The 25,809-nt window shown below is 30.8% G+C and carries 17 protein-coding genes and 1 tRNA gene; 3 read left to right on the forward strand and 15 right to left on the reverse strand.

Annotation, left to right across the window (positions count from 1 at the left end):
* Window positions 1–131: 131 nt before the first annotated feature.
* Window positions 132–1,109: an HNH endonuclease gene (locus tag Q8S45_RS13680; protein WP_305606080.1), complete on the forward strand. Its 978-nt coding sequence runs from the start codon at window positions 132–134 to the stop codon at window positions 1,107–1,109.
* Here Q8S45_RS13680 and Q8S45_RS13685 read toward each other — a convergent pair.
* Window positions 1,104–2,300, reverse strand: a complete 1,197-nt coding sequence (locus tag Q8S45_RS13685; RefSeq protein WP_305606083.1) for a site-specific integrase — start codon at window positions 2,298–2,300, stop codon at window positions 1,104–1,106. The two genes, Q8S45_RS13680 and Q8S45_RS13685, sit on opposite strands and share 6 nt — an antisense overlap.
* Window positions 2,301–2,534: 234 nt before the next feature.
* A tRNA-Asn gene (locus Q8S45_RS13690) sits at window positions 2,535–2,608 on the reverse strand.
* 327 nt (window positions 2,609–2,935) lie between these two features.
* Between Q8S45_RS13690 and Q8S45_RS13695 the strand changes: the two genes are divergently transcribed.
* Together Q8S45_RS13695 and odhB are read left to right on the forward strand one after the other, a co-directional pair.
* Window positions 2,936–5,671 carry a 2-oxoglutarate dehydrogenase E1 component gene (locus Q8S45_RS13695; RefSeq protein WP_305606086.1) on the forward strand — a complete coding sequence of 912 codons (2,736 nt, stop codon included), beginning with the start codon at window positions 2,936–2,938 and terminating at the stop codon, window positions 5,669–5,671.
* 59 nt (window positions 5,672–5,730) lie between these two features.
* Window positions 5,731–6,957: a 2-oxoglutarate dehydrogenase complex dihydrolipoyllysine-residue succinyltransferase gene (odhB, locus tag Q8S45_RS13700; protein WP_305606089.1), complete on the forward strand. Its 1,227-nt coding sequence runs from the start codon at window positions 5,731–5,733 to the stop codon at window positions 6,955–6,957.
* Window positions 6,958–7,035: 78 nt separating this feature from the next.
* Here the strand turns inward: odhB and Q8S45_RS13705 are convergent, their stop codons facing one another.
* From Q8S45_RS13705 to gtfA, 13 genes are all read right to left on the reverse strand, one after another.
* The gene (locus tag Q8S45_RS13705) at window positions 7,036–8,100 is read right to left on the reverse strand and encodes a hypothetical protein (protein ID WP_305606092.1); all 1,065 of its coding nucleotides are present in this window, start codon (window positions 8,098–8,100) and stop codon (window positions 7,036–7,038) included.
* A gap of 29 nt (window positions 8,101–8,129) precedes the next feature.
* Window positions 8,130–8,888, reverse strand: coding sequence for a hypothetical protein (locus Q8S45_RS13710; RefSeq protein ID WP_305606094.1), 759 nt, complete (start codon window positions 8,886–8,888; stop codon window positions 8,130–8,132).
* The gene (locus Q8S45_RS13715; RefSeq protein ID WP_305606097.1) at window positions 8,875–9,438 is read right to left on the reverse strand and encodes an RNA polymerase sigma factor; all 564 of its coding nucleotides are present in this window, start codon (window positions 9,436–9,438) and stop codon (window positions 8,875–8,877) included. Before Q8S45_RS13715 ends, Q8S45_RS13710 begins: the two co-directional genes overlap by 14 nt.
* Window positions 9,439–9,569: 131 nt before the next feature.
* Window positions 9,570–10,022 carry a retropepsin-like aspartic protease gene (locus tag Q8S45_RS13720; RefSeq protein WP_305606099.1) on the reverse strand — a complete coding sequence of 151 codons (453 nt, stop codon included), beginning with the start codon at window positions 10,020–10,022 and terminating at the stop codon, window positions 9,570–9,572.
* Between the two features lie 134 nt (window positions 10,023–10,156).
* Window positions 10,157–10,876 carry an energy transducer TonB gene (locus Q8S45_RS13725; RefSeq protein WP_305606102.1) on the reverse strand — a complete coding sequence of 240 codons (720 nt, stop codon included), beginning with the start codon at window positions 10,874–10,876 and terminating at the stop codon, window positions 10,157–10,159.
* Between the two features lie 71 nt (window positions 10,877–10,947).
* Entirely contained in the window at window positions 10,948–11,307 is a 360-nt protein-coding gene (locus Q8S45_RS14010) for a VanZ family protein (RefSeq protein WP_371133032.1), read from the reverse strand.
* The gene (gene gcvH, locus Q8S45_RS13730) at window positions 11,297–11,677 is read right to left on the reverse strand and encodes a glycine cleavage system protein GcvH (RefSeq protein ID WP_305606105.1); all 381 of its coding nucleotides are present in this window, start codon (window positions 11,675–11,677) and stop codon (window positions 11,297–11,299) included. The genes Q8S45_RS14010 and gcvH overlap by 11 nt, the downstream gene beginning before the upstream one ends.
* A gap of 18 nt (window positions 11,678–11,695) precedes the next feature.
* A complete protein-coding gene (gene sprA, locus Q8S45_RS13735; protein ID WP_305606107.1) occupies window positions 11,696–18,730 on the reverse strand; it encodes a cell surface protein SprA in 7,035 nt (2,344 codons plus the stop codon).
* A 3-nt stretch (window positions 18,731–18,733) separates the two neighbouring features.
* On the reverse strand, window positions 18,734–19,315 hold the full coding sequence (gene ruvA / locus Q8S45_RS13740; protein ID WP_305606110.1) for a Holliday junction branch migration protein RuvA: 582 nt from the start codon (window positions 19,313–19,315) through the stop codon (window positions 18,734–18,736).
* 39 nt (window positions 19,316–19,354) lie between these two features.
* Complete coding sequence (locus tag Q8S45_RS13745; protein WP_305606113.1) at window positions 19,355–21,631, reverse strand: NADP-dependent malic enzyme; 2,277 nt, start codon at window positions 21,629–21,631, stop codon at window positions 19,355–19,357.
* A 463-nt stretch (window positions 21,632–22,094) separates the two neighbouring features.
* Window positions 22,095–22,952 carry a carbohydrate kinase gene (locus tag Q8S45_RS13750; RefSeq protein ID WP_305606116.1) on the reverse strand — a complete coding sequence of 286 codons (858 nt, stop codon included), beginning with the start codon at window positions 22,950–22,952 and terminating at the stop codon, window positions 22,095–22,097.
* Complete coding sequence (locus tag Q8S45_RS13755) at window positions 22,952–24,181, reverse strand: sugar MFS transporter (protein ID WP_305606120.1); 1,230 nt, start codon at window positions 24,179–24,181, stop codon at window positions 22,952–22,954. Before Q8S45_RS13755 ends, Q8S45_RS13750 begins: the two co-directional genes overlap by 1 nt.
* Before the next feature lie 23 nt (window positions 24,182–24,204).
* Window positions 24,205–25,665 (reverse strand): sucrose phosphorylase, encoded by a 1,461-nt coding sequence (gene gtfA, locus Q8S45_RS13760; RefSeq protein ID WP_305606128.1) that lies wholly within the window; start codon window positions 25,663–25,665, stop codon window positions 24,205–24,207.
* Window positions 25,666–25,809 lie beyond the last annotated feature (144 nt).

The following is a 25,809-nucleotide window of genomic DNA, read 5'->3' on the forward strand; positions in this document are numbered from 1 at the left end:
AAACCACCCCCAAGTAGGAGGTGGTAAATTGCTATGAAAAAGATGTAGGAAAAATAACCTACAATTCAAATATAGCTAATTAAAATATAATTTCTACAAACTAAATCTAATATCGTAAATTAGCTTTATCTATGGATGAGAATTTTAATTACTATTTAAATGTATTAAAGAAGCTAAACAGAGCCTACAATAAAGGATTAGGTAAAGCTCCTCATAAACCAATATTACTAATTTCAGTAATTCAACTTATAAGAAACAATGTAATAACTACCAATAGAATTTTTATAACTCCTGAATTGGTTTTATCATTTAAATCAAATTGGAATAACCTAGTAAATACAGGTCATACACCAAATTTTTCACTTCCTTTTTTTCATTTAAAAAATGAAAGTTTTTGGACTTTAACAGCCAATTTAGGATTTCAAGAATCCTTATTGAAATTAAAAAGCACCAATACCTTTAAAAAATTAAAAGATACTATTGCTTTCGCAGAAATAAACAAACAACTTTTTCTTTTACTTAAAAATAATGAAACCAATTTATTGCTAGAACAGTTTCTTATAAAAGAATATTTTGGGATTGCTAATTATGATTATTTAACAATAGACTCATCTAAGTTTGAACTAAAAATAGAAGATGAAATTTTAAATGAAGACAAAACAACCTATCAGTCAAGAATTAATGAACTTCATTCCACTTTAGATGAAAATGAATTTGAAGAAGAGATATTTATACGTGGTGGATTATTCAAAAAAACGATTCCAAAAATTTACAATTATCAATGTTGTATTTCAGGAATGAAAATTGATACCACTACAAATGCCCAAATGGTAGACGCTTGTCATATTATTCCTTTCAGTATTTCTCACGATGATACTATTCCAAATGGGCTTAGCTTATCTCCCAATTTGCACCGAGCATTTGATAGGGGACTAATCACAATTAACAAGGATTATATAGTTAGAATTTCTCCAACTGTAACTGACAATAAATCAGTTTATTCAATTTCTCAGTTTAATGGAAATCAAATTATTCTTCCAATAAAAACCAATTGGTATCCCTCTACAGAATCTTTAATTTGGCATACTAAAGAAGTTTTTCAGCTATAAATTTTTAGTCAACCTTATCATTTCTTCACTTACTTTCTTTTGAACTATTTTACCATAACTATCTTCTGTTATAGTAATACTGCTATGCCCAAGAAGTTGGGATACAATTTCCATAGGAACATCATTATATAATAAAACTGTAGATGCAAATGTTTTCCTTGCTGTATGTGTCGTCAATCTTTTATCTATTCCTAAGATACTTGCTATTTCTTTTAAATAAGAATTATAACGTTGGTTACTGCAAATCTTAAATATAAACCCAGAATTTGCATCAGCATATTTATCAATCAGTTGTTGTGCCTTCGGTAAAATTGGCACTGCTATATTTTTTTGGGTTTTCTCTCTTACCACTTCAATCCAAAACTCACCATCAAAACCCTTTGAAATATGTTTCTTTTGTAGCTTGCTAATTTCATTGTATGCCAATCCTGTATAACAACTAAACACAAACCAGTCTTTAACTTGCGTTAATCTAGTTTGCTTAAATTCAAATGATTCAAATTGTTTTAATTCATCTACAGATAAAAATACAATCTCTGTTTTCACCTTTTTTGCTTTATACAACATAAATGGGTCTCTTTCCAAATAACCTTTAGATAATGCAACTTTAATAGGGTTTCTAAACCTTTGTATAGTTTTATTAATAGTAATTTGTTTTTGTTTCTTTTCAACTTTTAAGTAGTATTCAAAATCAACCAAAAACTGTAATTTTAAACTTTTCAATGGCAAATCATTGGTTTTAAATTTCCATCTTATAAAGGATTTTACATTATTCTTCACATAGTACAACTTATTCCAAGTTGCTTGTTTTATATCTATCCCCACAAGCTTTTTAAGCATGTTTAAGTGACTTTCAAACTGTTCAACTACATTGTGTTCTTTAGTTGGTTTTTTGCCTTTATACAGCATGTGGATATCATCTACAGTAAAATTCCCCTCCTGAACTTGAAGCAATAAAAAAGCCCTATTAATTTTACTTTTAATAAGGCTTAGTTGAGTGTTGATGTAGTCATTTTCATCATTAGGAGGTTTAGCTACTTGGTGTTGGCTATCCCAGAAAATTGAATTTATAAATATTCCTGTTGAAAATTCTTTTCTTTCTTTTTTGTAGGTGATTCTGCATTTTATAATAGAATTCCTTTTTTTATTGATTTTAGATTTTTCTATAAATAATCTTAAAGTAAGTTTCATAATTTTAAATTTTGGTGGTTATTTAAAAGAGGTGCCCCTTTTAAAAATTGAAGTACCCCTTATATCACACCTTTTTCTCATCTAAAAAAGTTGACAAGTTGGCAATTTAATGAGTTTGGAAATATTGGATGCAATGAATGCACACAATGCAATAAAATCAAGTAGAATGGAGTATTTGGTACTGTTTAAAATGAAAAAAACCACTCAATTTCTTGAATGGTTTTATCAAAAAAGCTCCCCCTCTTGGACTCGAACCAAGGACCCTCTGATTAACAGTCAGATGCTCTAACCAACTGAGCTAAGGAGGAATTTATTCTCTTTTGCGAGTGCAAATATACAAGGTTTTATAATTTTTGCAATATTTTTTTAAAAAAAAACTTATGTTTTAGCTTATTTTTATAATTACAACTCTAACTTGTTGAAAATTAGATTCTATTTTATTAAATCAGTCTTCTAAAATTATGGTATTTCTAGTATATTAAGAATTTTTGATAACAATTGAAACATTTCAACGCATATCATCACTATTTTTAATAAATATGTAAAAATTCTAAAAAATCACCTTAACTTAACGTGCTTTTAGTAAAAATTGTATTTTTGCTCGTTTAATAAAACATAAGACTACTAACTATAATATGGATAAATATTCATTTTTAAATGCAGTACATTCAGGCTTTATAGCCGATTTGTATGATACGTATTTAATAAATCCTGATGCTGTTGAACCAAGTTGGAGAAGTTTTTTTCAAGGGTACGACTTTGCTTCAGAAAAATATTCGCTAACTGAAGATCATTCAATCTTTGAAGTACCAGAAAATGTTTTAAAGGAATTTAAAGTTATAGATCTTATTAATGGCTATAGAACTCGTGGTCATTTGTTTACCAAAACCAATCCAGTTCGTGAACGCAGAAAATATACTCCAACACTTGCTATTGAAAACTTTGGATTATCTGAAAAAGATTTAGATACTGTTTTTGATGCTGGTCAAATTATTGGTACAGGAATAGCCACACTGCGTGAAATTATAAAGCATTTAGAGACTATTTATTGTGATTCTATAGGTGTAGAATATATGTACATCAGAAATCCTGAAGAGATAAAGTGGATTCAAAAGAAATTAAATAAAAACTCAAATCACCCTGATTATATTAAAGAAACTAAAATTTATATTTTAAAAAAATTAAATCAGGCAGTTACTTTTGAAAATTTCTTACAAACAAAATATGTTGGACAAAAACGCTTTTCATTAGAAGGTGGAGAAGCTTTAATTCCTGCAATTAGTGCCATTATTTGGAATGCAACAGAATATTATGATGTTAAAGAATTTGTATTTGGTATGGCGCATAGAGGCCGATTAAGTACGCTTGTAAATATTTTTAGAAAACCTATTAAAGACCTTTTTAGCGAATTTGATGGAAAAGATTTTGAAGACGAATCTATTGATGGTGATGTAAAGTACCATTTAGGTTTAACCACAAAAAAAACATTGAAAAACAACAAGGAACTTATTATGAATTTAGTTCCCAACCCATCACATTTAGAAACAGTTGGGCCAGTTGTTGAGGGAATAGCACGCGCCAAAATTGATAAAACATATGAAGGAGATAATTCAAAATTAATTCCAATTATTGTTCATGGTGATGCAGCAATTTCTGGTCAAGGTTTAGTTTACGAAGTAACCCAAATGAGTCAATTAAATGGATACTCAACAGGGGGAACCATTCATATTGTTATAAATAACCAAATCGGATTTACAACTAATTATTTAGATGGTAGATCTAGTACTTATTGCACCGATGTTGCAAAGGTAACACTGTCTCCTGTTTTACACGTAAATGCCGATGATGTTGAAGCTGTTGTACACGCTATTGAAATGGCTTTGGCTTTTAGAATGGAGTTCAAACGAGATATTTTTATAGATTTATTGGGTTATCGAAAATATGGACATAATGAAGGTGACGAACCTCGATTTACGCAACCTAAACTTTACAAAGCTATTGCTAAACATGAAAATCCTAGAGATATTTATGCTAAAAAATTAATTGATGATGGTGTTATTGACACTCCATTTCTAAATGGAATTATTGATGAGTTTAAAAACCTGTTGGAAGAAGAATACGAAGAAGCAAAAAAAATAGAAAAGTCTAAGGTACGAGAGTTTATGGAAGATACTTGGGATGGTTTCACTAGAAGAGGTGAAGATGCTATGTTGCTTTCTACAAACACAAAATATCCGATTAAAAAATTAAAAGACATCGCAAAAATTGTATCTACCGTGCCTGCTGGCATTAAATTTTTGCGAAAAGCTGAAAAAATTCTAAAAGATAGAAACTCAATGGTTTTTGAAACCAATCAAATTGATTGGGGAATGGGAGAAACATTAGCCTATGGCACCTTATTACAAGAAGGGTTTGATGTTCGAATTTCTGGACAAGATGTTGAAAGAGGAACTTTTAGCCATAGACACGCTATTTTAAGAGACGAAATCTCTGAAGAACGGATTAATTTATTGAATTCCGTAAGTGAAACACAAGGAAAAATGACAATTTATAATTCATTATTGTCTGAATATGGTGTTCTTGGTTTCGATTATGGTTATGCTATGGCAAACCCTAATGCATTAACTATCTGGGAAGCTCAATTTGGTGATTTTAGCAATGGAGCTCAAATAATTTTTGATCAATATTTATCTGCAGCCGAAGATAAATGGAAATTGCAAAACGGGATTGTTGTTTTATTACCTCACGGTTATGAAGGACAAGGATCCGAACATTCATCGGCTCGTATGGAACGTTTTTTACAAATGTGTGCCTACGATAATATGATTATTGCAGATTGCACAACTCCTGCTAATTTATATCATTTGTTACGCAGACAAATGAAGCGCGATTTCAGAAAACCATTAATTGTTTTTACGCCCAAAAGTTTATTACGCCATCCATTAGCTGTTTCAACATTAGAAGACTTTGCAGATGGTGAATTTCAAGAGATTATTGACGATACAATCAATCCTTTAAATGTTACTAAATTGGTGTTTTGTACTGGTAAATTTTATTACGATTTATTAGCTGAACGAACCATATTAGAAAGAAAAGATGTTGCTTTAATAAGAATAGAGCAACTCTTTCCGCTTCATCTAGAAAAACTACAACAAGTAATTAAAAAGTATCCAAATGCAACCAATTATATTTGGACTCAGGAAGAGCCAGGAAATATGGGCGCAGCAAGTTTTATAATGCAACGTTTTAATTTTGTTAAATTAGACATTATTTCTCAACCTTATCATGCGGTACCAGCTCCTGGTTCTGCGGCAAGATTTAAGGCTAGGCACCAAAACGTTATAAATAGAGTATTTAACACAACTAACTAAAGAAACTTTATCCATTATATTACAATGGATTTAGAAAAAATAGACTAAAAAATAGTACGATGATTTTAGAAATGAAAGTCCCATCTCCGGGAGAATCTATTACAGAAGTAGAAATTGCAGCTTGGCTTGTAAAAGATGGTGATTATGTAGAAAAAGACCAACCAATTGCTGAAGTTGATTCAGACAAAGCAACTTTGGAATTACCCGCAGAAGAAAGTGGTATTATTACTTTAAAGGCTGAAGAAGGTGATGCTGTAGCTGTTGGCGCTATTGTTTGCTTAATTGATATGGATGCCAAAAAACCTGTTGGCAGTGAACAGTCTTCAGTAAACAGTGAAAAAGCTTCAGAAAAGATTGAAGAAAAGCAAGCTGAAAAACCTATTGCGTCAAGTGTTGTTGAGAAAACCTACGCAAGTGGCGCAGCTTCCCCTGCGGCAAAGAAAATATTGACCGAAAAGGGAATTGTTCCATCAGAAATTAAAGGAACAGGTCGTGATGGTAGAATTACAAAAGATGATGCGGTAAAAGCAGTTCCAAGTATGGGATCTTCTGCTGGTGAAAAACGAAATTCTGAAAAAATAAAACTTTCAATGCTTCGTAGAAAAGTAGCGGAAAGATTGGTTTCCGTTAAAAATGAAACTGCGATGCTTACTACTTTTAATGAAGTAGATATGAAACCGATTTTCGATTTACGCAATGAATACAAAGAAGAATTCAAAGCTAAACACAACGTTGGTTTAGGATTTATGAGCTTCTTTACTTTAGCCGTTGTACGAGCATTAAAAATGTATCCTGATGTAAATTCTATGATGGATGGGGATTATAAAATAGCGCATGATTTTCAAGATATTTCAATAGCGGTTTCGGGACCAAAAGGATTAATGGTTCCTGTAATTAGAAATGCTGAAAATTTAACTTTTAAAGGCGTTGAAAACGAAGTGAAACGTTTGGCTATTAGAGCTCGTGACGGTCAAATTACGATTGATGAAATGACTGGAGGCACTTTTACAATTACCAATGGTGGTGTTTTTGGCTCCATGTTATCTACACCAATAATTAACCCTCCTCAAAGTGGTATTTTAGGAATGCACAATATTGTTGAAAGACCAGTTGCTATTAATGGAGAAGTGGTAATTAGACCTATTATGTATGTTGCCTTGTCTTATGATCATAGAATAATTGACGGACGAGAATCTGTCGGTTTTTTAGTTGCTGTAAAAGAAGCATTGGAAAATCCAATAGAAATTTTAATGGATAACAATCCTAAAAAAGCATTGGAATTATAACATTTCCAAATTAAAACAGGCTGTTTGAAGGGTGAAATTTCACCTTTTAAACAGCCTTTGTATTAAACTTAAAAGTCTTTATTCCATATCAAATCGTACTCCTAAAGATATATTGTTTTGTTCTATTGTTTGATTCTTAAAAATTGGTGACAAATCATATTTTATATACAAAGCAGTAGTATTAAAAGCAATATATGAACTTAAACCATACACTAAGTCACTCGTGTTATAATCTTTTTTAAATTTGTCTTTTACGCTATCGCCATCAAGAGTGTATTTTAATTTTTGACGTGTGCCAATATTAAATCCTGCATAGCCTCCAAGTCCTATTTTAAACTGTTTAGAAGTGCTATATCTAAAATAATTATCTTTTTCTATCTTTTTTGAAGGACCAAATTCAAAATGAATTGGAATTACTAAATTGGTAATACTTAATTTTGATTTTTTTAAATCGGATGAAAAGAGTTCGAGTGTTGTTTGGTTTCCATTTTCAACAAAATAACGATTATCAGTAGGTTTTAATCCATTTATATGAAGAGATACTCCATATTTTAAGCGCATAAAATTTGATTCATTAAACACTCTTGTTTTCCAAGCCCAGCCAAGTTCAAAAAATCGAGAGCCCCCAAATTCATAGGGTGAATTATCTAATTTTTCACCATCAATAATAGCATTATTTAATCCGACTGCTATAACCATTTCACTTAAAGTTCTTCTGTCATATTTAATTGGTTCATTATTTCCTTTAATTTTAAGACCAACATAACTTCCTTTTTTTCCACCAATACTCAAACCTGCCACCGAAAATTCTCCATCATTGTCTAAATAACCATCGTCATTGCGTTCTAAAAGAGCTATTTTATGATCAATAATCGAAGTTCTATTTTCAATATTTAACGCTCTTTTTTTTGCTGCATCTAGTTTTAATTCATCCGCTTTTTCTTGTGTAATTTCTCCTTTTTCTAAACGTTGTATAATAAATTCTACTTCTGTTTTTAAAAAATCACGTTCTTCAATTTTTATTGCTTCTTTTTGCTCAGTTAAAATTTTAATTCTATTACTATTATTACCGGTTTGGGCATTTAGCATATGTGTGCTTATAATTATTGCAATAAGCGCTATGTATTTAGTTGTATTTCGCATGATAATTTTTTTTATTTATTATTAATTATTCAATCATTACGTTGAGAAACTGCAGTTATCATTGTATCGTAATTTATTTTTAATGCTTCTAAAAACTTTACTCGAAACGATTTATCCAAATCAACTTCAACGTCTTGAAGTAATAGATTTGCATCAACCATTTTGGTGTTGTCAATATATATTTTACTAAGTGCTATTTCTTTTTGAGCCTTAATTAAAAGTGTTTCAATTTCTGCAGCACTAACTGTATGTTTTTTAGTTTTTAAATTTTTAATTTCAGTTAACATCTCTGCAATTTTCTGCTCTTCAAAAGATAATTGATTTAACCTTTCTTGATTTACAGCAATTTCAATTAGCATACTTAAGTTGTCCTTTTCACTATTTTGATTATGAATATCGGTAGCTTTTATAGAAGCAAATTGTTCTTTTTTTGTATTATTACTATTGCTTTTTTTAGTTGAAATTTCACTTGCTATGGCCGTATTAGATACTTTTTTAGGTTTAAAATTTTCTTCATTGGTTTTTTTAATTCCTTCATTTTTATCAGTTTTTGTTGTAACAATTATAGGTGTTTCCATTTCAATTTTATTATTAATGAATATTGGAACCACTAACAAAATACCAACAATACTTGCAGCAATACCTATAAACCAATAAAACGAATTACTTTTTTTAGTTTCAATAGTTGATAATCTACTCTCTAATTTATCCCATGCGTTCGCCGATGGATTTATAGTTCTATTTTCAAGTTTCTTTTTTATGTCTTTTTCAAATTTATGAAGTGCCATAATTTGTCTTATTTTGTTTAATAATTTTTTGTTGAAGCATTTTTCTTGCTTTAAATAATTGTGATTTTGAGGTGCCTTCAGAAATATTTAACATGGTAGCAATCTCTTGATGTTTGTATCCTTCAATTGCATACATAACAAAAATTATTCTATAGCCATCTGGAAGCGAATCAATAAAATATTGTATTTGAGCAACGTCCATTTCACAATTAATAGTATCAGTCACATCACTTTGAATTTCTTTATCTGTAACCACAAATTCAATATTCTTTTGTTTTCTTAAAAAAGAAATTGATTCTCGTACCATAATCCTACGAATCCATCCTTCAAAACTTCCATTATTTTGAAAGTTTTTTAAATTAGAAAACACTTTGAAAAAACCGTTTAGCATTGCTTCTTCAGCAAATTGCATATCTTTAATATAATACCTACAAACACTTAACATTTTTGGAGAATGCAACTTAAACAACATATGTTGTGCTTCGCGATTATTTTGAATAGCTTTTTTTATAAGCTTTTCATCGTTTTTAAAAAGTTGAATAATTTTCAAAAGGTTAATGATTTTCTAATCTATTTATATAGACGCAAATTTTATGCAAAAGGTTGCCTGAATATAATTTTTATGAACAATTATTTTGTAATTGATGAAATGGTAAACTAAAAAATGGGGTCAGAAAATAATTAATGTTTATAAACGAGTTTCTTTAAATACAAACACTGTTGTTTATAATCAATAATTGCTTCTCCTTTTTCTAATATATCTGCTCCAATAATTCCATGAACTGTTCTTGAACTATGCTCAATTAATGCAGCATTAACATGATTTAAATCTAGAAGAACAATAGAAAATTGATTAAAAGTCCACTCGTTTATTTCTAACAAATTCCTATTTGCGATTTTTGTTTCCATGCCAATAGCCCCTGCCCCTGCAGCTTTTGTTTCAGAGTCTTTTACTTCGAGTTTAAACTTCTTGGATTTTTGGGTGTCTAAACAAGAATTAGAAGCTCCTGTATCTACAATAAAACGACCTTTAACTCCATTTATAATTGCTCCTAATACAAAATGATTGGTTTCAATTCTTTTAAGTTTTATTTTAACAAAACCCTTTCTTTTAAGAATCTGATTTAAATACATTTTTTTTAATTTAAAGTAAATCTAATACTATTTATCATAAAATAAATCGTTTATCCATAAAGGTGAATAACCTTGTTTTTTTTCAAAAAAAAACTGCCTCTTTAGAAGGCAGTTTTACATATAATTTTTAACTATTACTCAACTTTAAAAGCAATTGGTAAACTGTATTTTACACCTACTGCACGTCCCCGTTGTTTACCTGGAGTCATTTTTGGTAAAGAGGATACTACTCTAATCGCTTCATCCTCTAATCTCTTATGAGGAGCTCTAGCTTGAATGTCTGTGATATCTCCATTTTTATCAATTTTAAACATAACAATAATACGTTTAACACCTGGGGCTAATCCTAAATCAGATGCCAATTCAGAATTAAACTTTCTACTTACGTGCTTTGTTATACTTTCTTGTAAACATTCTCTTAATTGATCTTTATTTCCTTTACAACCTGGGTAAACTGGAACATCTTCAATAATTGCAAAAGGAACATCTTCAATAACGTCTTCTTCAACTCTTACATCTTTAATTCTATCAACCTTCACTGCTTGCTTTTCATCAGACTCTGTAGACTCAATAATGGTTTCTTCAACCTGTTTTTCGTCCTCAACTACTTTTATAACATCTGGTGCTGGTGGTGGTGGTGCTTGTTGCTCAGGTGGTTTAATTTGTTCTATTTCAATAACCTGCTCATCATCTTGCATATTATAACTAGCAGGACCAAGATCAGCTATCACCCTGTCATAGGTTTTTTTCTCAATGGCTAAATAAACTACCAATAGCGCTAATACTAACCCTAATTGCATAAATAACTTGCTGTAGTTTTCTAAATTTGCTTTTGAACTTTTTTTAACTTGCATCTGTAAAATTTTTATAGGTTGCTAATTTAATAATTTTCTTATATTATACAAGCATATTTTTTAGAATGACCTTAATTTCTTTTGTAAAAATATTGAAATGCCAAAAATGCCAGAATTATTCCCACAAAATTGGCAACAATATCTAAAAAATCAAACTGCCTTAATGTAGTGAGTGTTCCTTGAAAAACTTCAATAATTATGCCAAAAGAAAAAACTAAGGTTGTAATGAACAACCTTAGTTTTTTTGTATTAATTTTTAAATTAAACGACAAAAACCATAAACTTGTAAGCATAAAATAAGCCACAACATGTATTAATTTATCGCTCCACTTAAATTCAATATTAGCAATATTATCTAATGGAATTATACTTCCAATGATAATAACAACTGTTAGAAATAGCGCTAGATATAAAAACCCTTTATGCCCCAACCAAAGCTTTATAATCTTGAGCGTTTAAAAGTTCATCTACTTCTGATAAATCATTTATTGAAATTTTAATCATCCAGCCTTCTCCATAAGGATCTGAATTTACCTTTTCAGGCTCGTTTTCTAATATTTCATTAAATTCTAAAACCTCTCCCGACAAGGGCATTATTAAATCAGAAACTGTTTTTACAGCTTCAACAGATCCAAAAATATCATCTTTTGAAACTTCATCTCCAATGGTATCAACATCAACATATACAATATCGCCCAATTCTCCTTGAGCAAATTCTGTAATACCTATGGTTGCTTTTTCTCCATCAATTCTAATCCATTCGTGGTCTTTTGTGTATTTTAATTCTTGTGGAATATTCATTTTAATATAATTGTTTAATTAATTTCCTAAAACATACCTAACACTAAATCCGGAGCTAAAAGACTGCCTTGGAAATGTGGTAGAAATTGCATAATTAGAAGAACTTTGATCAAAGTAAAAAGAAGCTGTTAAACTTTTACTCAAGGCATAATCCGCCGCAAACTTTATTGAAAGCAATCGTTGACCTCCAGTTACTTGATTATTATCTTCATCTATGGCTCTAATTATGGTTTCATTATCTCTTAATGTAATGTCTGCACGCATATTCAAATCTCCTTTCAATTTGGTCAAATCTCCTCCAAATCTAAATCTCATTTGTAAATCTTTTATCCTGTACCCTAACCCAATTACATATTCAATTCCTTTTATTTGGGTAATGGTATTGTTATTAAAGTTCAATGTTAAACCTCTATCTTTATTAATTCGACCGGCGAAAGATACAGAATTTTTCATTTTTACATCCACTTTTATCAATGGAGAAAATTCTTCCAATAAATTAACATTGGTAAACAATGTTTTGTTGAAATAATTACCTGCAATATCTGAAGTTGAATAAGGACTATTTACTTTGAATTCCAGATTATTAGTAAAACTAGTTAACGAATATAACGAGTTGTAATTATGTGATACTGAAAAGCTTCTAAAATGTTTTTTAAACCAATTTAGCTTCATAAACCCTTTATAATTTATATCCCAACCTGGAATTGGAATATCTCTAAAAGCACTTAATTTAATTCCGTTTGCTTCCTTTCCTGAATAGGCTGCAATAAATGCTGGAAGCATCACTTGCTGACTTGTTACCCCAAAACCACTTATTGGCTGTCCTGTTTCATCTGCCAATCGTTGAGCAATTATCGCTCTATTATTTTTGAATTCATTAAAATTTGTATCGCTATTATCAAAAGCAGTTTTAAACATATTGTAGCTTATACTAAAATTTCCAAATTCGGAAGATGGAGAATCTGTAATTAAAACTCCGTTTATAACATCAATTTGTTGTGAAACACTTTTTGTGAAGGTTTTATTTCCTCTCAATTCAATATCCAAATCTTTAAATGGTTCAACGGTAACGGAGAGGTCCGTTTTATTAAAATGGGTTTGACTAAATGTTTTATTGTAATACGGATCTGAAACATCTCTAGAAATTAACCACCCATTTTCAATTGCGCGTTGCCTAATATCAATCTGACTACCAAAAACAAACCCTAATGTTGGAGCCAAGCTCCCATTTAAATTGTCTCTACCTAAAAATCCAATTTCAGGAACATATCCTGGTAAAAAAGTACCATTATTTTCTGAGTAGTTAATTCGTGCTTTCTTAATGGAAGTTAATAAACCATAAATATTTTGACCTAATATATTTTTTGAAGAAGTGCTCTTATTTGCAATTGCTCGAGGTGGTTGCAGTTCCTCGTTTGTAAGGTTGGAACTTTCACGTTGTTTCTTTTGAAAAAGTTGTTCCAAACGAATATTTTTATAAAATTTATTGAAATCAACATCAAAACCTATGGTGTGAGTATTTGCATTTTGAATTACATTTCCAACTTGAGCTACATATGATCTGGAAGATGCCTGCCAATCAAAATCTGCATTATAAGCATAATTTGCTCTAATAAAATCTAAATACGGTATTTTATCTATTGGAATTTTATAGGTTCCGTTTAATGTTTGGTGATAATGGTCCGGTCTTCCCATAGCAAAGAAATTATCCATCAAGCCAATATCATCATTTCTATCAAAATCATCATAAATGTAATTATTGGATGCCCTAAAATTAAATTGTAACGATTTTGTTATATTATAACCAATGCCATAATCCCAATCGAATATAAAATGACGTTGAGTTAGCGTTGGCAATTGTGGTAAACCTTCAATTAAACTTCTCGATAATTGCTCATTGTACCTTCTAATAATATTTGAATTTATTGAAACTTGAGATGGAATTGGATTTAAATTAATGTCTTTTATTAATTTTAAAAACTTTCCACTTAGTGCCTCTATATTTTTAAATGGTTCAATATTTAGAGGTTCAAAACTATAATTATAATTTGCTGAAGCCCTTACATTTTGATCTAAAAAATTTTGAACATTGTAATCTTTATGAAACGTTTCATTATAAGCATAAGAAACTGACAAGTTTTCAACACTATAAAAATGTTGTTTTGCATCACTGTTTGGATTAATATCTTTTCTTACATTTATAAAACTAAAACTTCTTCTTTTTGTATAATCCCTTGCTTTATCACTATTTGGATTAATATCTTTCGCATCGTCAAACAAAACATCTTGATATTGTGGATCGTATTTTGGGTCTTTAAATTCTTCCGAAATACTATAATTAAACGGAATTTTAATTCCCCAATCTTTTGGTAATAGTTGACCCACATTTACATTTGTTACCAAATCATACAATTGTGTATCATCTTGTGTGCGTTCATTTACACGCTGCTCTATGCCACCAAAACCCTGTGTTTCCTTTCTGCCAGTAACGGCAACATTGGCGAAATCTGCAAAATTAGCATCGGCACTTACCACGGCAGCCCAACCACCTTCATTATCAAATTCAGCAACACGCATTTCATTAAACCAAATCTCTGCACTTTGGTTGGTAGTAGTGGTGTTTTTTACACCTAACATTATAGTTTTAATATTGGCCAAGTTCGGATTTCCTTTTACTCTAATTTCATAGCCCTCAATATTAGGTATAGGAGACAAAACTCCTTCCGCTGGATATAAAATATTAGGAGCAATACCTTCTTCAAAACGCAATAATTTTAGCTTTCCTAAATGTTCTAAAATAACATTTAAATTATTTTCTTCTGGCCAAATTTCAAGCGGAGATCTAGCGCTGTAATCAGAAATTACTATCATTTTTTCTAACTGGTAATAATTATCATCTAAATCGCTTCCAATTCGTACAATAACTTTCATTTCATTATCTTGAACTTGAGGTTTTGATTGAATTCCTTCAGCGTGAATAAATAATTTTAACTTTTTATACATTCTTAAATCTACTCGAACATTTTTAAAAATTGCTCTTGTTTCTTTTGGCTCAAGATCAGTTACTTTTAACGATAATGATTGCTCGTTTTGTTTCTGTAAGGTTGTACTTCCTCGTAATATTTCGCGTTCAATTCCTGGAGGTAATATATAAGGAATTGGATTTCTATCTTCATTTTCCTGAATATTAACAACTCCAACTTCAAAATTTTGTAATTCAATATTTGTTAAGTTTTGAGGAGGAGTTATATTTTCCTCTAATGTTTTAGTATACCGTCTCCAATCTCCTCTAACCAATTGCAATTCTCCAAATCGAAGAACTACCGGCATTTTAAATTTGGTTAAAAACAAACGCATAAATCGTATAGAATTAAACCCTGTAATATTATTTACAACCTCATCTGGACTACTAACTTGAATTCTAAATTGTAACCATCGGAATTGTTTGGTACTTCCATCATCTAATTTAACCTGAACTGTTTTTTCATCAACAATATGATTTTGTCCAACAATTAAATCGTTTTTATTTAAAGACACTTTGTACTGATAATAGCTTTCAACAGAATTCATTGTTTGATCTTTATCAATATCTTCGGTGTCTGGGAAGGTTGTAGCAGATGTTGGATAGCTTTCTGTTGAAAGATTATTAGTAGGTGAATTTCCTTGTGTGTTATTAAATCTTTTATATCGAGAAATTATGGATGAATTATTAGCATCGTATTCTGAACTTCTAAAATATTTATAGTTATCATGAGCTGGATCTGGCCCAAAGGTGCTTCCAAATAATTGAGTTTCCTCTTCATCATTTAACCCATCTAAACCAATATCTTGATTTTTACGCTCATTATCTTTATCGCTAAAAGCATATAACAACGATTGGTTTGTAGGTATTTTACCCCAAATGGTTGGTGCTGTATTGGTGTTGGATAAGGCAGTTGCAGGCAATCCATTTTCATACATTTTTCTACCATCTTTTAATACATCTTCCGATATATTACCTAAATCAAAATACAAATCTCCAACTTGATTTGCAGGATCATTTGGATTAATACCCGTTGGTAACCCTTCTGCATTAGTAATAGAATAGTGATCGTATGGATCCATTAACCAAAACTGAATATACTCAACGTTTGATTGTTCAAAATTGGTTGTTGTTAAAGCTCTGGTAATACCTGCCCAACGGTCTTCAGGATTGGTAAACAAACCATTACCTCCAACATTATTGGTGTCGTAATTATAACTTCCTCTTTCGTTTGGGAAGTATGCTAAATCTAGTGTTCTAACTATAGTAGACTGCGTTAAATCTAAATCTTGTTCCGGAAATAATTCTTCATATCGAATTCTTCTAACTTCAGCTCGAGATAAATCAACATTACTAATGTTATCTGGTTTTAAAGATGAACCTCCATAAAAAAGTGGGTCAATTATGTACCAAGCTAATTTTGCTCTTTTGTAACCATAACTTAAATCAGAGGCATTTCCTCCAAAATTAAATTGTGATTGATATTGTGGCGTGCTTGACATATGCCATTGTTGTATCGTTTTAATTTCAAGTGGAATTTGAGACCCTTCAAAATCATCTACATACGAAGTAGCCTCACCTCCTTGTTCAATTCTTTTTGGAGATCCAGGAGCTAAATATGCGAAATCACCTCTAATTGAAAAATTAGAAACAACATCGGTATCAATATTTGGTAATTTATTCACCCATTTTGTAAAGGCTGGAACCTCCGTGCCATAACTTGCATTTAATCCAAAAATAGTATTATTAATTGGCTCTTGTCCAAAAATGGCCTTTTGAGTAATTGGTTTTTCATTTAAATTTAAAAACGTGGCTCCAGCTATAAAATTATCTGAAAATTTATGTTCAATATCTACTCCTAAAAATCGTTTTGTTTGTAAATTAAAAGCCGCATTATTTTCTACTGAAACTTGAATTGGGGCATTAGAGGCTTCTAAACTAGGATTGATAATTTGAACTCTTCCCATTTGATAATCTACCACATAATCAATTCCTTCAACTAATTCTCTTCCGCCTGTAGTTACTCTAACCGAACCTTGAGGCACATTAAATGCCCCCAAAGGTATTCCATTCGCACTTTCAGATTTATGATATCCTTTGATTAAATATTTATCTTTTTGCTGAAAATTATTACGAGCTTCAGATTGAGTTATATCATATAATTCATTAAATACATATATCGCATCAGCAGTATTCGTAAGTTTTTGTTGTAAATTTTCTCCAAATGGCTCTACGGTTGGGAAAATTATAAATCCTTTATCAGAATTTACGGTAGCACCTTCTACATAATCGAAATATCCATCACCTTCAGGCACACTAAACTGACTTTGATCTAACCTATCTATATCCATTAAATTTAACAAGGTTCTATCTGCAATACCAGCAGTTTTTGCATTTTGTAACATATTAATTGGCACTCCAGTTGCATCATCGGCATACAATAATTCCAATCTAAATCCTTCTGGTTGCATTCTGTAAGTTTGAAGCGAGTACACATTTTTCATCATTAAATCCCACATCGGAATTTGCGTGCTAATAATTTCACTTCGCAATAATTTAACAACAATGTTCGCAGGAGCAACAATACCGTCGGTTGTAAACTCTCCAACTTTATAAACTTCAGAGCTTCCACTCACTGTATATTCAAATGAAACTGCTAACACATCAGAATCTGCCAATCTTCGATTTAAAGAAATAAAACCTAATTGTGGGTGTACTTTAAATTCATCGGCTCTTAATTTTATTGCATTTTCTAACACCGAATAATCTCTACCTTGCTGCATTGAAAAAGGAGCCAAACCATCACCTACCGTTGCAATATTTCTTAGTGCATTGGTGGTTGTTAATACTGTTGAAATGTTGTTAGCCTTATTTGAAGGATAAATAATTCCTGGAGTTGGAATAACATTTGCTGGTCCAATATTGGTAGGGTCACTTTCACCTATATCTGCAACAGCAACAATATTTCTAATATCAATTGTTGTCGCATTTCTGTTGGTAACCCAAACTTCAACTTTGGTTATATTTACTGGACTATTTATTAGAGGGAAATCTTTAAGCGCTAAATTATATCGATCTCTAAAATATTGTGAGATAAAAAAATGACGATTTTCATCATAATCGGTCGCTTGCAATTCAAATTCTTGTATGGTTGAACCACCTTGAGCAGCAACAGAACGTGTTTGAGATTTTTGTTCGGCAAAAACTCCGGTAACTGATGTTTTACCAAATTTTAATTGTGTTTTAACTCCAAAAAGGCTCTGAGCTCCAACAATCAAAGAATTTTTTACGGGCATACTTACATTCCCAACTTCAACTTTTTGAAGAATATCATCTTCAGTTGGAGTATATTCTAATTTTATCTGATTTTGAAAATTGAATGTAGATTGAGTATCATATTGGGCTCCCACTTTTAATCGACTCCCAACTTTTGCCATTATACTAGCACTAATTTCTTGATTAAAATCGAAGGTAAAACTACTTCTATTTCGCTCTGATAATTGAGGATTATCCACTTTCTGATACAACATTCCCATTTTAACCAAAACAGATCCTTGTGGATTAACTTCAATAGTGTTTCCTCCAAAAACAGATTGAAAAAAATCGGAATTTACATAATACGTTGGTAATAAATTTTTTTGTGCCTCTGCACTCCCTATTTTTTTACTGTTAGTGGCGCTAATTTTTCCTTTATAATACTCCGCCATATCTTTTTGAAGTTTGTACTTTTTGTACTCTTCTAGCGTCATATATATAGGCCTCCTTATAATTTGATTACCAATTTTTTCAATAATTACATACCTACCTATATCAGAATCAAAAATTACTTCGGTTTGGGATGGATCGGCTAAATAAAGGCTACCTAATTTTTCTGCTTTAAAAGGATATTTTAATGTATCCGTTTTTGAGATTACAATAGAAGAATCCATAGTCTGAGGAAGTGGTAAATTTTGAGACCACAACACAGAACTAACGATTAGAAAAATCAATAATAAACAAGTAGTTTTATAACTAATTTTAAATCTATTCAAACCTTATAAATTTTTAAGCGCTTTTTTTATGAGAGTTTCAACACTTGCGTTAATGTCATCCAATAAAATTTTATCTAAAACTTTTTCTGATTGTTTTTTGTTAAAACCTAAAACCTCTAATGCTGATAACGCTTCATTTTTAGTTGTATTGCTTTCATTTCCAGAAAGCTCATCAATTGCATACGTTTTGGTAATTTTATCTCTTAAATCTATAATAACTCTTTGTGCCGTTTTTACACCAATTCCTTTAACCGATTGAATTACTCCAACATTACCTGAAGCAATTGCATGTTGTATTTCATCTGTAGTCATTGAAGATAACATCATACGTGCTATACTTGGTCCAACACCAGATACTGAAATTAACAATCTAAAAATTTCGCGTTCAATTTTAGTTATAAAACCAAACAATGTATGAGAATCTTCTTTTATGTATAAATATGTATATAAAAACGCATTTTCATTTTGAGGTAATTGTGTATAAGTATTTAACGAAATATGTAATAAATAACCAACCCCGCTTGTCTCTATTACTAGATAAGTAGGGTTAGTTTCTACTAATTTACCTCTTAAATGAGTTATCATATTTTACTTTTTGGATCGAAAATCAAATGTAGTAAAATATTAGTTATTCTTCTCAATTTCTTGGGCGTGAACAATTGTAACTGTTGCAATATTTACAATTTCATCAACACTTGCTCCTAACTGAATAATATGAACAGGTTTCTTAAGTCCCATAATTATTGGACCTATCGTTACGCTTTGATAAAATTCTTTCATTAGTTTATAACCTATGTTCGCTGACTCTAAATTAGGAAAAACCAAACCATTTACTTTTTTACCAACTAATTTAGAAAATGGAAACTTCTCTTTTAATAATATAGGGTTTAGAGCAAAGTCGGCTTGTAAATCACCATCAACGCATAAATCTGGATATTTTGCATGTAATAACTCTACTGCTTCTTTTACTTTTTTAGTTGTTATAGATTTGGTTGACCCAAAATTAGAATAAGAAAGCATTGCAATATTTGCTTCAAAACCAAACATTTTCATCCCTATGCTAGTCATATAACAAATATTGGCTAACTCATCTGCAGAAGGATTGATATTTATTGCTGTATCTGCTAAAAATATAGGTCCTTTTTCAGTTATCATAATATTCATTGCTGCAATTCTGGGAACGCCATCTTGCTTACCAATTAACTCAATCATTGGTTTTACAGCTGTTGGGTAACTGCGAGAATAGCCAGTAACTAAAGAATCTGCTTCACCTTCATTTACCATCATGGCAGCAAAGTAATTAACTTCCTTCATCATTAATTGAGCATCAACAAGAGTAATCCCGTTACGCTGTCTTTTTTCCCAATAAATTCTAGCAAACCTATCTCTTCTTTCTTTTTCTTTTTTTGATTTTGGGTCAGAAATTAATAAATCTGCTTCAAAATTAATCTCTTTCATTAACTCTTTAATAACATCTTTTTTACCTAATAGAATTGGTATCCCAATTCCTTCTTCAAAAACTATTTGAGCAGCTTTTAGTACATTTAAGTGATCTGCTTCTGCAAAAATGATGGTTTTTGGATTAGATTTAGCTTTTGCTGAAAGCATTCTCATTAACTTACTTCCAGTACCTAGTCTTTCCGCTAGTGATTCCTTATAAGCATCCCAATCAGTAATTGGTACTCTTGCTACTCCAGATTCCATGGCTGCTTTTGCAACCGCTGGTGGTACTTCCGTTATTAACCTATGATCAAAAGGTTTAGGAATAATATATTCTTTACCAAATTGAATATTTGTTTCTCCATAAGTAATATTTACTTTTTCTGGCACCGTTTCTTTAGCTAAATTTGCTAATGCATGTACGGCAGCCATTTTCATTTCTTCATTTATTGCAGTTGCTCTTACATCTAAAGCTCCTCTAAAGATAAAAGGAAAACCTAAAACATTATTTACTTGGTTAGGATGATCAGACCGTCCTGTCGCCATTATAATATCTTTACGCGTTTTTACAGCCAAATTATAATCAATTTCTGGTGTTGGATTTGCCATTGCAAAAACTATAGGATCTTTGGCCATAGTTAATAACATTTCTGGCGTTACAACATCACCAATTGACAGACCTATAAAAACATCTGCATCAATCATTGCTTCCTCCAATGCATATATATCTCTACTTGTAGCAAATTCAGCTTTTTGTTCGTTTAAATTTGGAGCGTCTTTTCGAATCACCCCTTTGCTATCGCACATGACTAAATTTTCTTTTTTAGCCCCTAATCGTAGGTATAAAAGTGAGCAAGAAATTGCAGCAGCTCCAGCTCCATTAACAACAATCTTAACTTTAGAAATATCTTTTCCTGTTATTTCAATTGCATTTTTTAATGCTGCCGCTGAAATAATTGCAGTACCATGTTGATCATCATGCATTACTGGAATATCTAATTCAGCTTTTAACCTTCTTTCTATTTCAAATGCTTCAGGCGCTTTAATATCTTCTAAATTAATACCTCCAAAAGTAGGTGCTATATTTTTTACAGTTTCAATAAATTTTTCAACATCTTTTGTGTCAACTTCAATATCAAAAACGTCTATATCTGCAAATATTTTAAACAAAAGTCCTTTTCCTTCCATAACAGGTTTACTTGCCAAAGCTCCAATATCTCCTAGGCCTAAAACGGCTGTTCCATTAGATATAACTGCTACTAAATTACCTTTTGAAGTATATTTATAGGCGTCATCTGGATTTTTTTCAATTGCTAAACAAGGTTCAGCAACTCCTGGTGAATATGCCAACGATAAATCACGTTGAGTTGAATGCTTTTTGGTTGGTACTACTTTTATTTTTCCTGGTGTAGGGTATTGGTGATACATTAAAGCATCGCTTTTCTTATTGCTTGTGCTCATAACTTTCAGTTTATTTTTTAGAATACAACAAATTTACTCTATTTAGATGTAAATAAAGAAACTTAAATAGCGCAAATACATTGTTTTTAACTAGGTTTTAAAATTGCATATTCATAATCAAACTTGTAAGTCTTATTCTTTTTATAACATATTTTTTAAATAATATTTCGATTACTTCTTCCCATTCAATTTTTGATATGTTTAGTGTTGCTAAATTAGAGTGAAACTTAAATTATTTGAAGTACTAATGAATTTTTCCCACACCAACTTATTTCACTTTTTCAGCCAAGGGATGTTCCATATATAGGGCTGAACCTTCAAAAGCTCTTCCATTTACCTTTCCAAATGTTGTTTGAATAAAAAAAATTAGGTATAAAAACTTTTACCACTTGATAAGACGCTAATTAAAAAAAAATAAAATTTAATTTCACTATAATTGATAATCAACTAACCTGAAAAAATACTATAAAATTGGAGTTCCTCCTTTATACATACACACCTTTGACGCATGTTCTGTTGCGGCTAAATGAGTTTGCTTAAGCGGTTTTTCACTAAGCATCCCCATTATCATTGCGGCAGTAAAGGAATCTCCTGCGCCAATGGTATCAATAACTTTTACTTTTGGAACCGAGAGTTGTGAAATTTCATTTTTAGTATATAAAATGCTTCCTTTTGAGCCATTTGTTAATGCAACAAGTTTTAAATTAAACTGATTTAACAATTGCATACAAGCTTCATCTTCAGTATTTTTCAAGTCAAACATTTTTCTTAAAACAATCAGTTCTTCATCATTCAACTTTAAAACATTGGCATATTTTAACGAATCTTCAATTAATTTTTTATTGAAATAGGACTGCCTTAAATTAATGTCAAAAACTTTTAAAGCCGCTTCTGGAACTGTACTTAATGCATTATGAATTGCCTTATACGAAGTTTTAGAACGTTGGGAAAGCGAACCAAAACAAATGGCATCTGCTATTTTTAACGCTTCAATTCCATCATTTTTAAGTTCGATAAAATCCCAAGCAACATTTTCGTGTATATGATAGGACGGAATTCCATTAGCTAATTTTACCGAAACAAAACCAGTTGGTTTTTCTACATAATTTATAGAATAATTTAACTTTTTCTCTTTTAAAATTGAACTAATTTCCTCTCCATGTTCATCATTCCCCAAGGCGCTAATAATAATGGAATTTGCTCCAAAATAATTACAATGATAGCTGAAATTTGCAGGTGCTCCACCTAATTCTTTACCATCGGGTAACATGTCCCAAAGTAACTCACCAATACCAACAATATTAAATTTTTTATTCGTCATTAATATTCACTTTTGTTTATTAACTCAAGTCTTTTTAGTGTAGGTTTAAATATCATATTTAATAAAAAACCAACAAATAATAATGCTGCTAAAACGGTTGCAAGCATAAAACCATATATTGCATTTGAACCAAATATATCACTTACAACACCCATAGACAAAGGACCTATGGCTGCTCCTGCAGCTGTAAAAAACAAGATTATTCCAGCAACAGAACCGTGACTCGATTTTGGAAAACAGCTTATACCTTTTGAATTTATGGTTGGATAAATGACTGACATAAATAAGCCAGACAACGGCAATAAAACTACTGTTGCGGATTCATTTACAAAACTAAAAACATAACATAATAAAATAAGAAAACTTGATATTGTTAACACAACTGTCCAATCAAAATGATCCATCATCCAAGCGCCTAAAAATCTTCCTCCAGCACGCAATACAAAAAATATTGGTAATGCATAAATTGCAATAAACATCAAACTACCATCATAATCAGCAATTAAAGTGGGCATCCAAACATAAATTGCTGCCTCCACAGCAACATATAAAAAGGCTGCCATCGAAAATCCAAAGGCATATTTATCTTTAACCATTTTTAACGTTCGACCAATATTTATTGGTTCTTCAGTAGATTTTTTAGTTTCGGGATATTTTGCAAAAAAAGCAATAATTATTAAAATCACACACAAAGTTGCTGCAACTACATAGAGCCATTTCCAGTCCACATTTTTAGTTAAAAAATAACTTACCAAAAAAGGTCCAATAATAGCTCCCACTCCAAAAAATCCTTCAACAACATTCATTGTTGAAGTATGTTCTTTGGTTGATTTTGACATATCGCCAATAAGAGCCAATGCCCCTGTTTTGAAAACACCAATGGCAGCACCAGAAATTATTAACAACACAAGAAAAAATCCAAATGTATTCCCTAATAAAAATAAATAAGAATTAATAGCAAACAAGGCTAAACCTATAATTATGGTTTTTTTACGCCCAATTTTGTCTGCAAGAAATCCAAGAAAAATACCAGCCAAGGCAATAGCAGTCATAGGCCCATAATGCAAAAGTCCAGCCGCTGTCATTGATAAATTAAACGTTTTCATTACTTCAGGAATAATAACTCCTACCGCATCGGTTGTCATGGCAAACATCATAAACATAAGATATGTAAGCCATTTTATGTTTTTCTGATTGTACGCTGCTTGATTTGTTTCTATATGTGTCATTCTTTATAATTTTATTGTATGTTTTAATCTATTATTAATTTGGTTTTATTATTGAACGCTGAAAATTTAATCTCCATGTTCATTTTTTCTAAATCGATAAAGAGTTCTGCCCATTCATTATTCAAGGTCCATTCAATATTTAAAATATTGTCAGATATTTCAATTAACTTAAATTCACCATTAAAAGCTGGGTGATTATTTCTTAACAACATTAATTCAAATAACTTTTTAACAATAGGTTTTTCTAAATTTGAATTGATTTCATTTTTCGTATAATAGTGCCTATTAATATCTCTTCCAACTTTATTTTTCTCTAGTAAATCCATATCATTTTCTCCTGCAAACAAACCAACATAATAAACTTGTGGAACGCCAGGAACAAAAAACTGAATTGCTCTAGCCATAAAATATGCTTTTTCGTCTTTCCCTAAAGCATCAAAATAGGTGCAATTAACCTGATATAAATCTAAGTTAGAGGCCGCAGCTCCTGTTGCTTTTAGACTTTCTTTTTTACTATTGTTATGAATTTTATTTACAATTTCATTTAAAATAGCGTCGTCAATTAATCCTGGTTTTCCGTTTTCTGAACCTACGTCAACTATACCTATTCCATCATGCGTATCTAAAACCGTAATTGCATTTCGCGGACTAACAGCTAACCATTTTTTTAAACTGGAAGTGTTTTTGTTAAATAATGTATCTAAAACCAACACTGGAAGCGCAAAATCGTATACGTAATCTACTCTTTTTGCGATTTCTATTTGAGTTTGGTAATAGGAATGGATTTCAACCAAAACATCAATACCTTTTGCTTTTGCCTGATTGCTTAATTTTGAAATAAATTCAAACGTTTCATCAATCATAAAACACGATGTTCCTTGTTTTTTTATGGCATAACCTGCTGCATCTAAGCGAATCATTGTAATTCCTGCTTTTTGAAACGTATTCAAAATACTTTCTAAATATTTTGTGCCCAGTTTACTATTTACATCAATGTCTATTTGATTGCTGGTAAATGTTGTCCAAATAAGTTTGCTAGAACCATCGTTTAGTTTAAAAGTAGTAAACGGAAAACTTGGTCGTGGTCTGTAAACATTTAGTAAATCTGCTTCTGATGCTCCATTTGGAAACACGGTTTCGTAACTTAAAAATAAGGAAGCGTATTCAGAATTTTTCCCTTTTTGAAGATAATCTTGAAACGCAGTTGATTTTGCCGAAACGTGATTTACAATTAAATCGGCCATAATATCAACCTCATCACTCAACAATTTTAAATCGTCCCAGTTTCCTAATCTTGGATCAATTAATTGATGATCTATGGGATCAAACCCAGCATCTTCTCCATCTATTGGATAAAAAAATGGCAAAATATGAAGTCCCCCAAACAATCCTTTAAATTCATTTTGAAATAATGATTTTAAATCTGATAGGTTTTTACAACCTAATCTATCTACATATGTAATTAACTGAATTTTGTTTTTCATAAAATTATATAAAGTCTATTAAATATTTACAATTAAATTGGATAGATTTTTCCCTAATTGGTTTTCAGACTTGAATGTATTCATTAATTCATTGAATTTCGTTAATCTATCTTCCATTTTTTCTAAATATCTATTATGTGAAAT

Origin of the sequence: Lutibacter sp. (genome assembly GCF_030692605.1) — a bacterium.
Classification (GTDB): Bacteria; Bacteroidota; Bacteroidia; order Flavobacteriales; family Flavobacteriaceae; genus Lutibacter.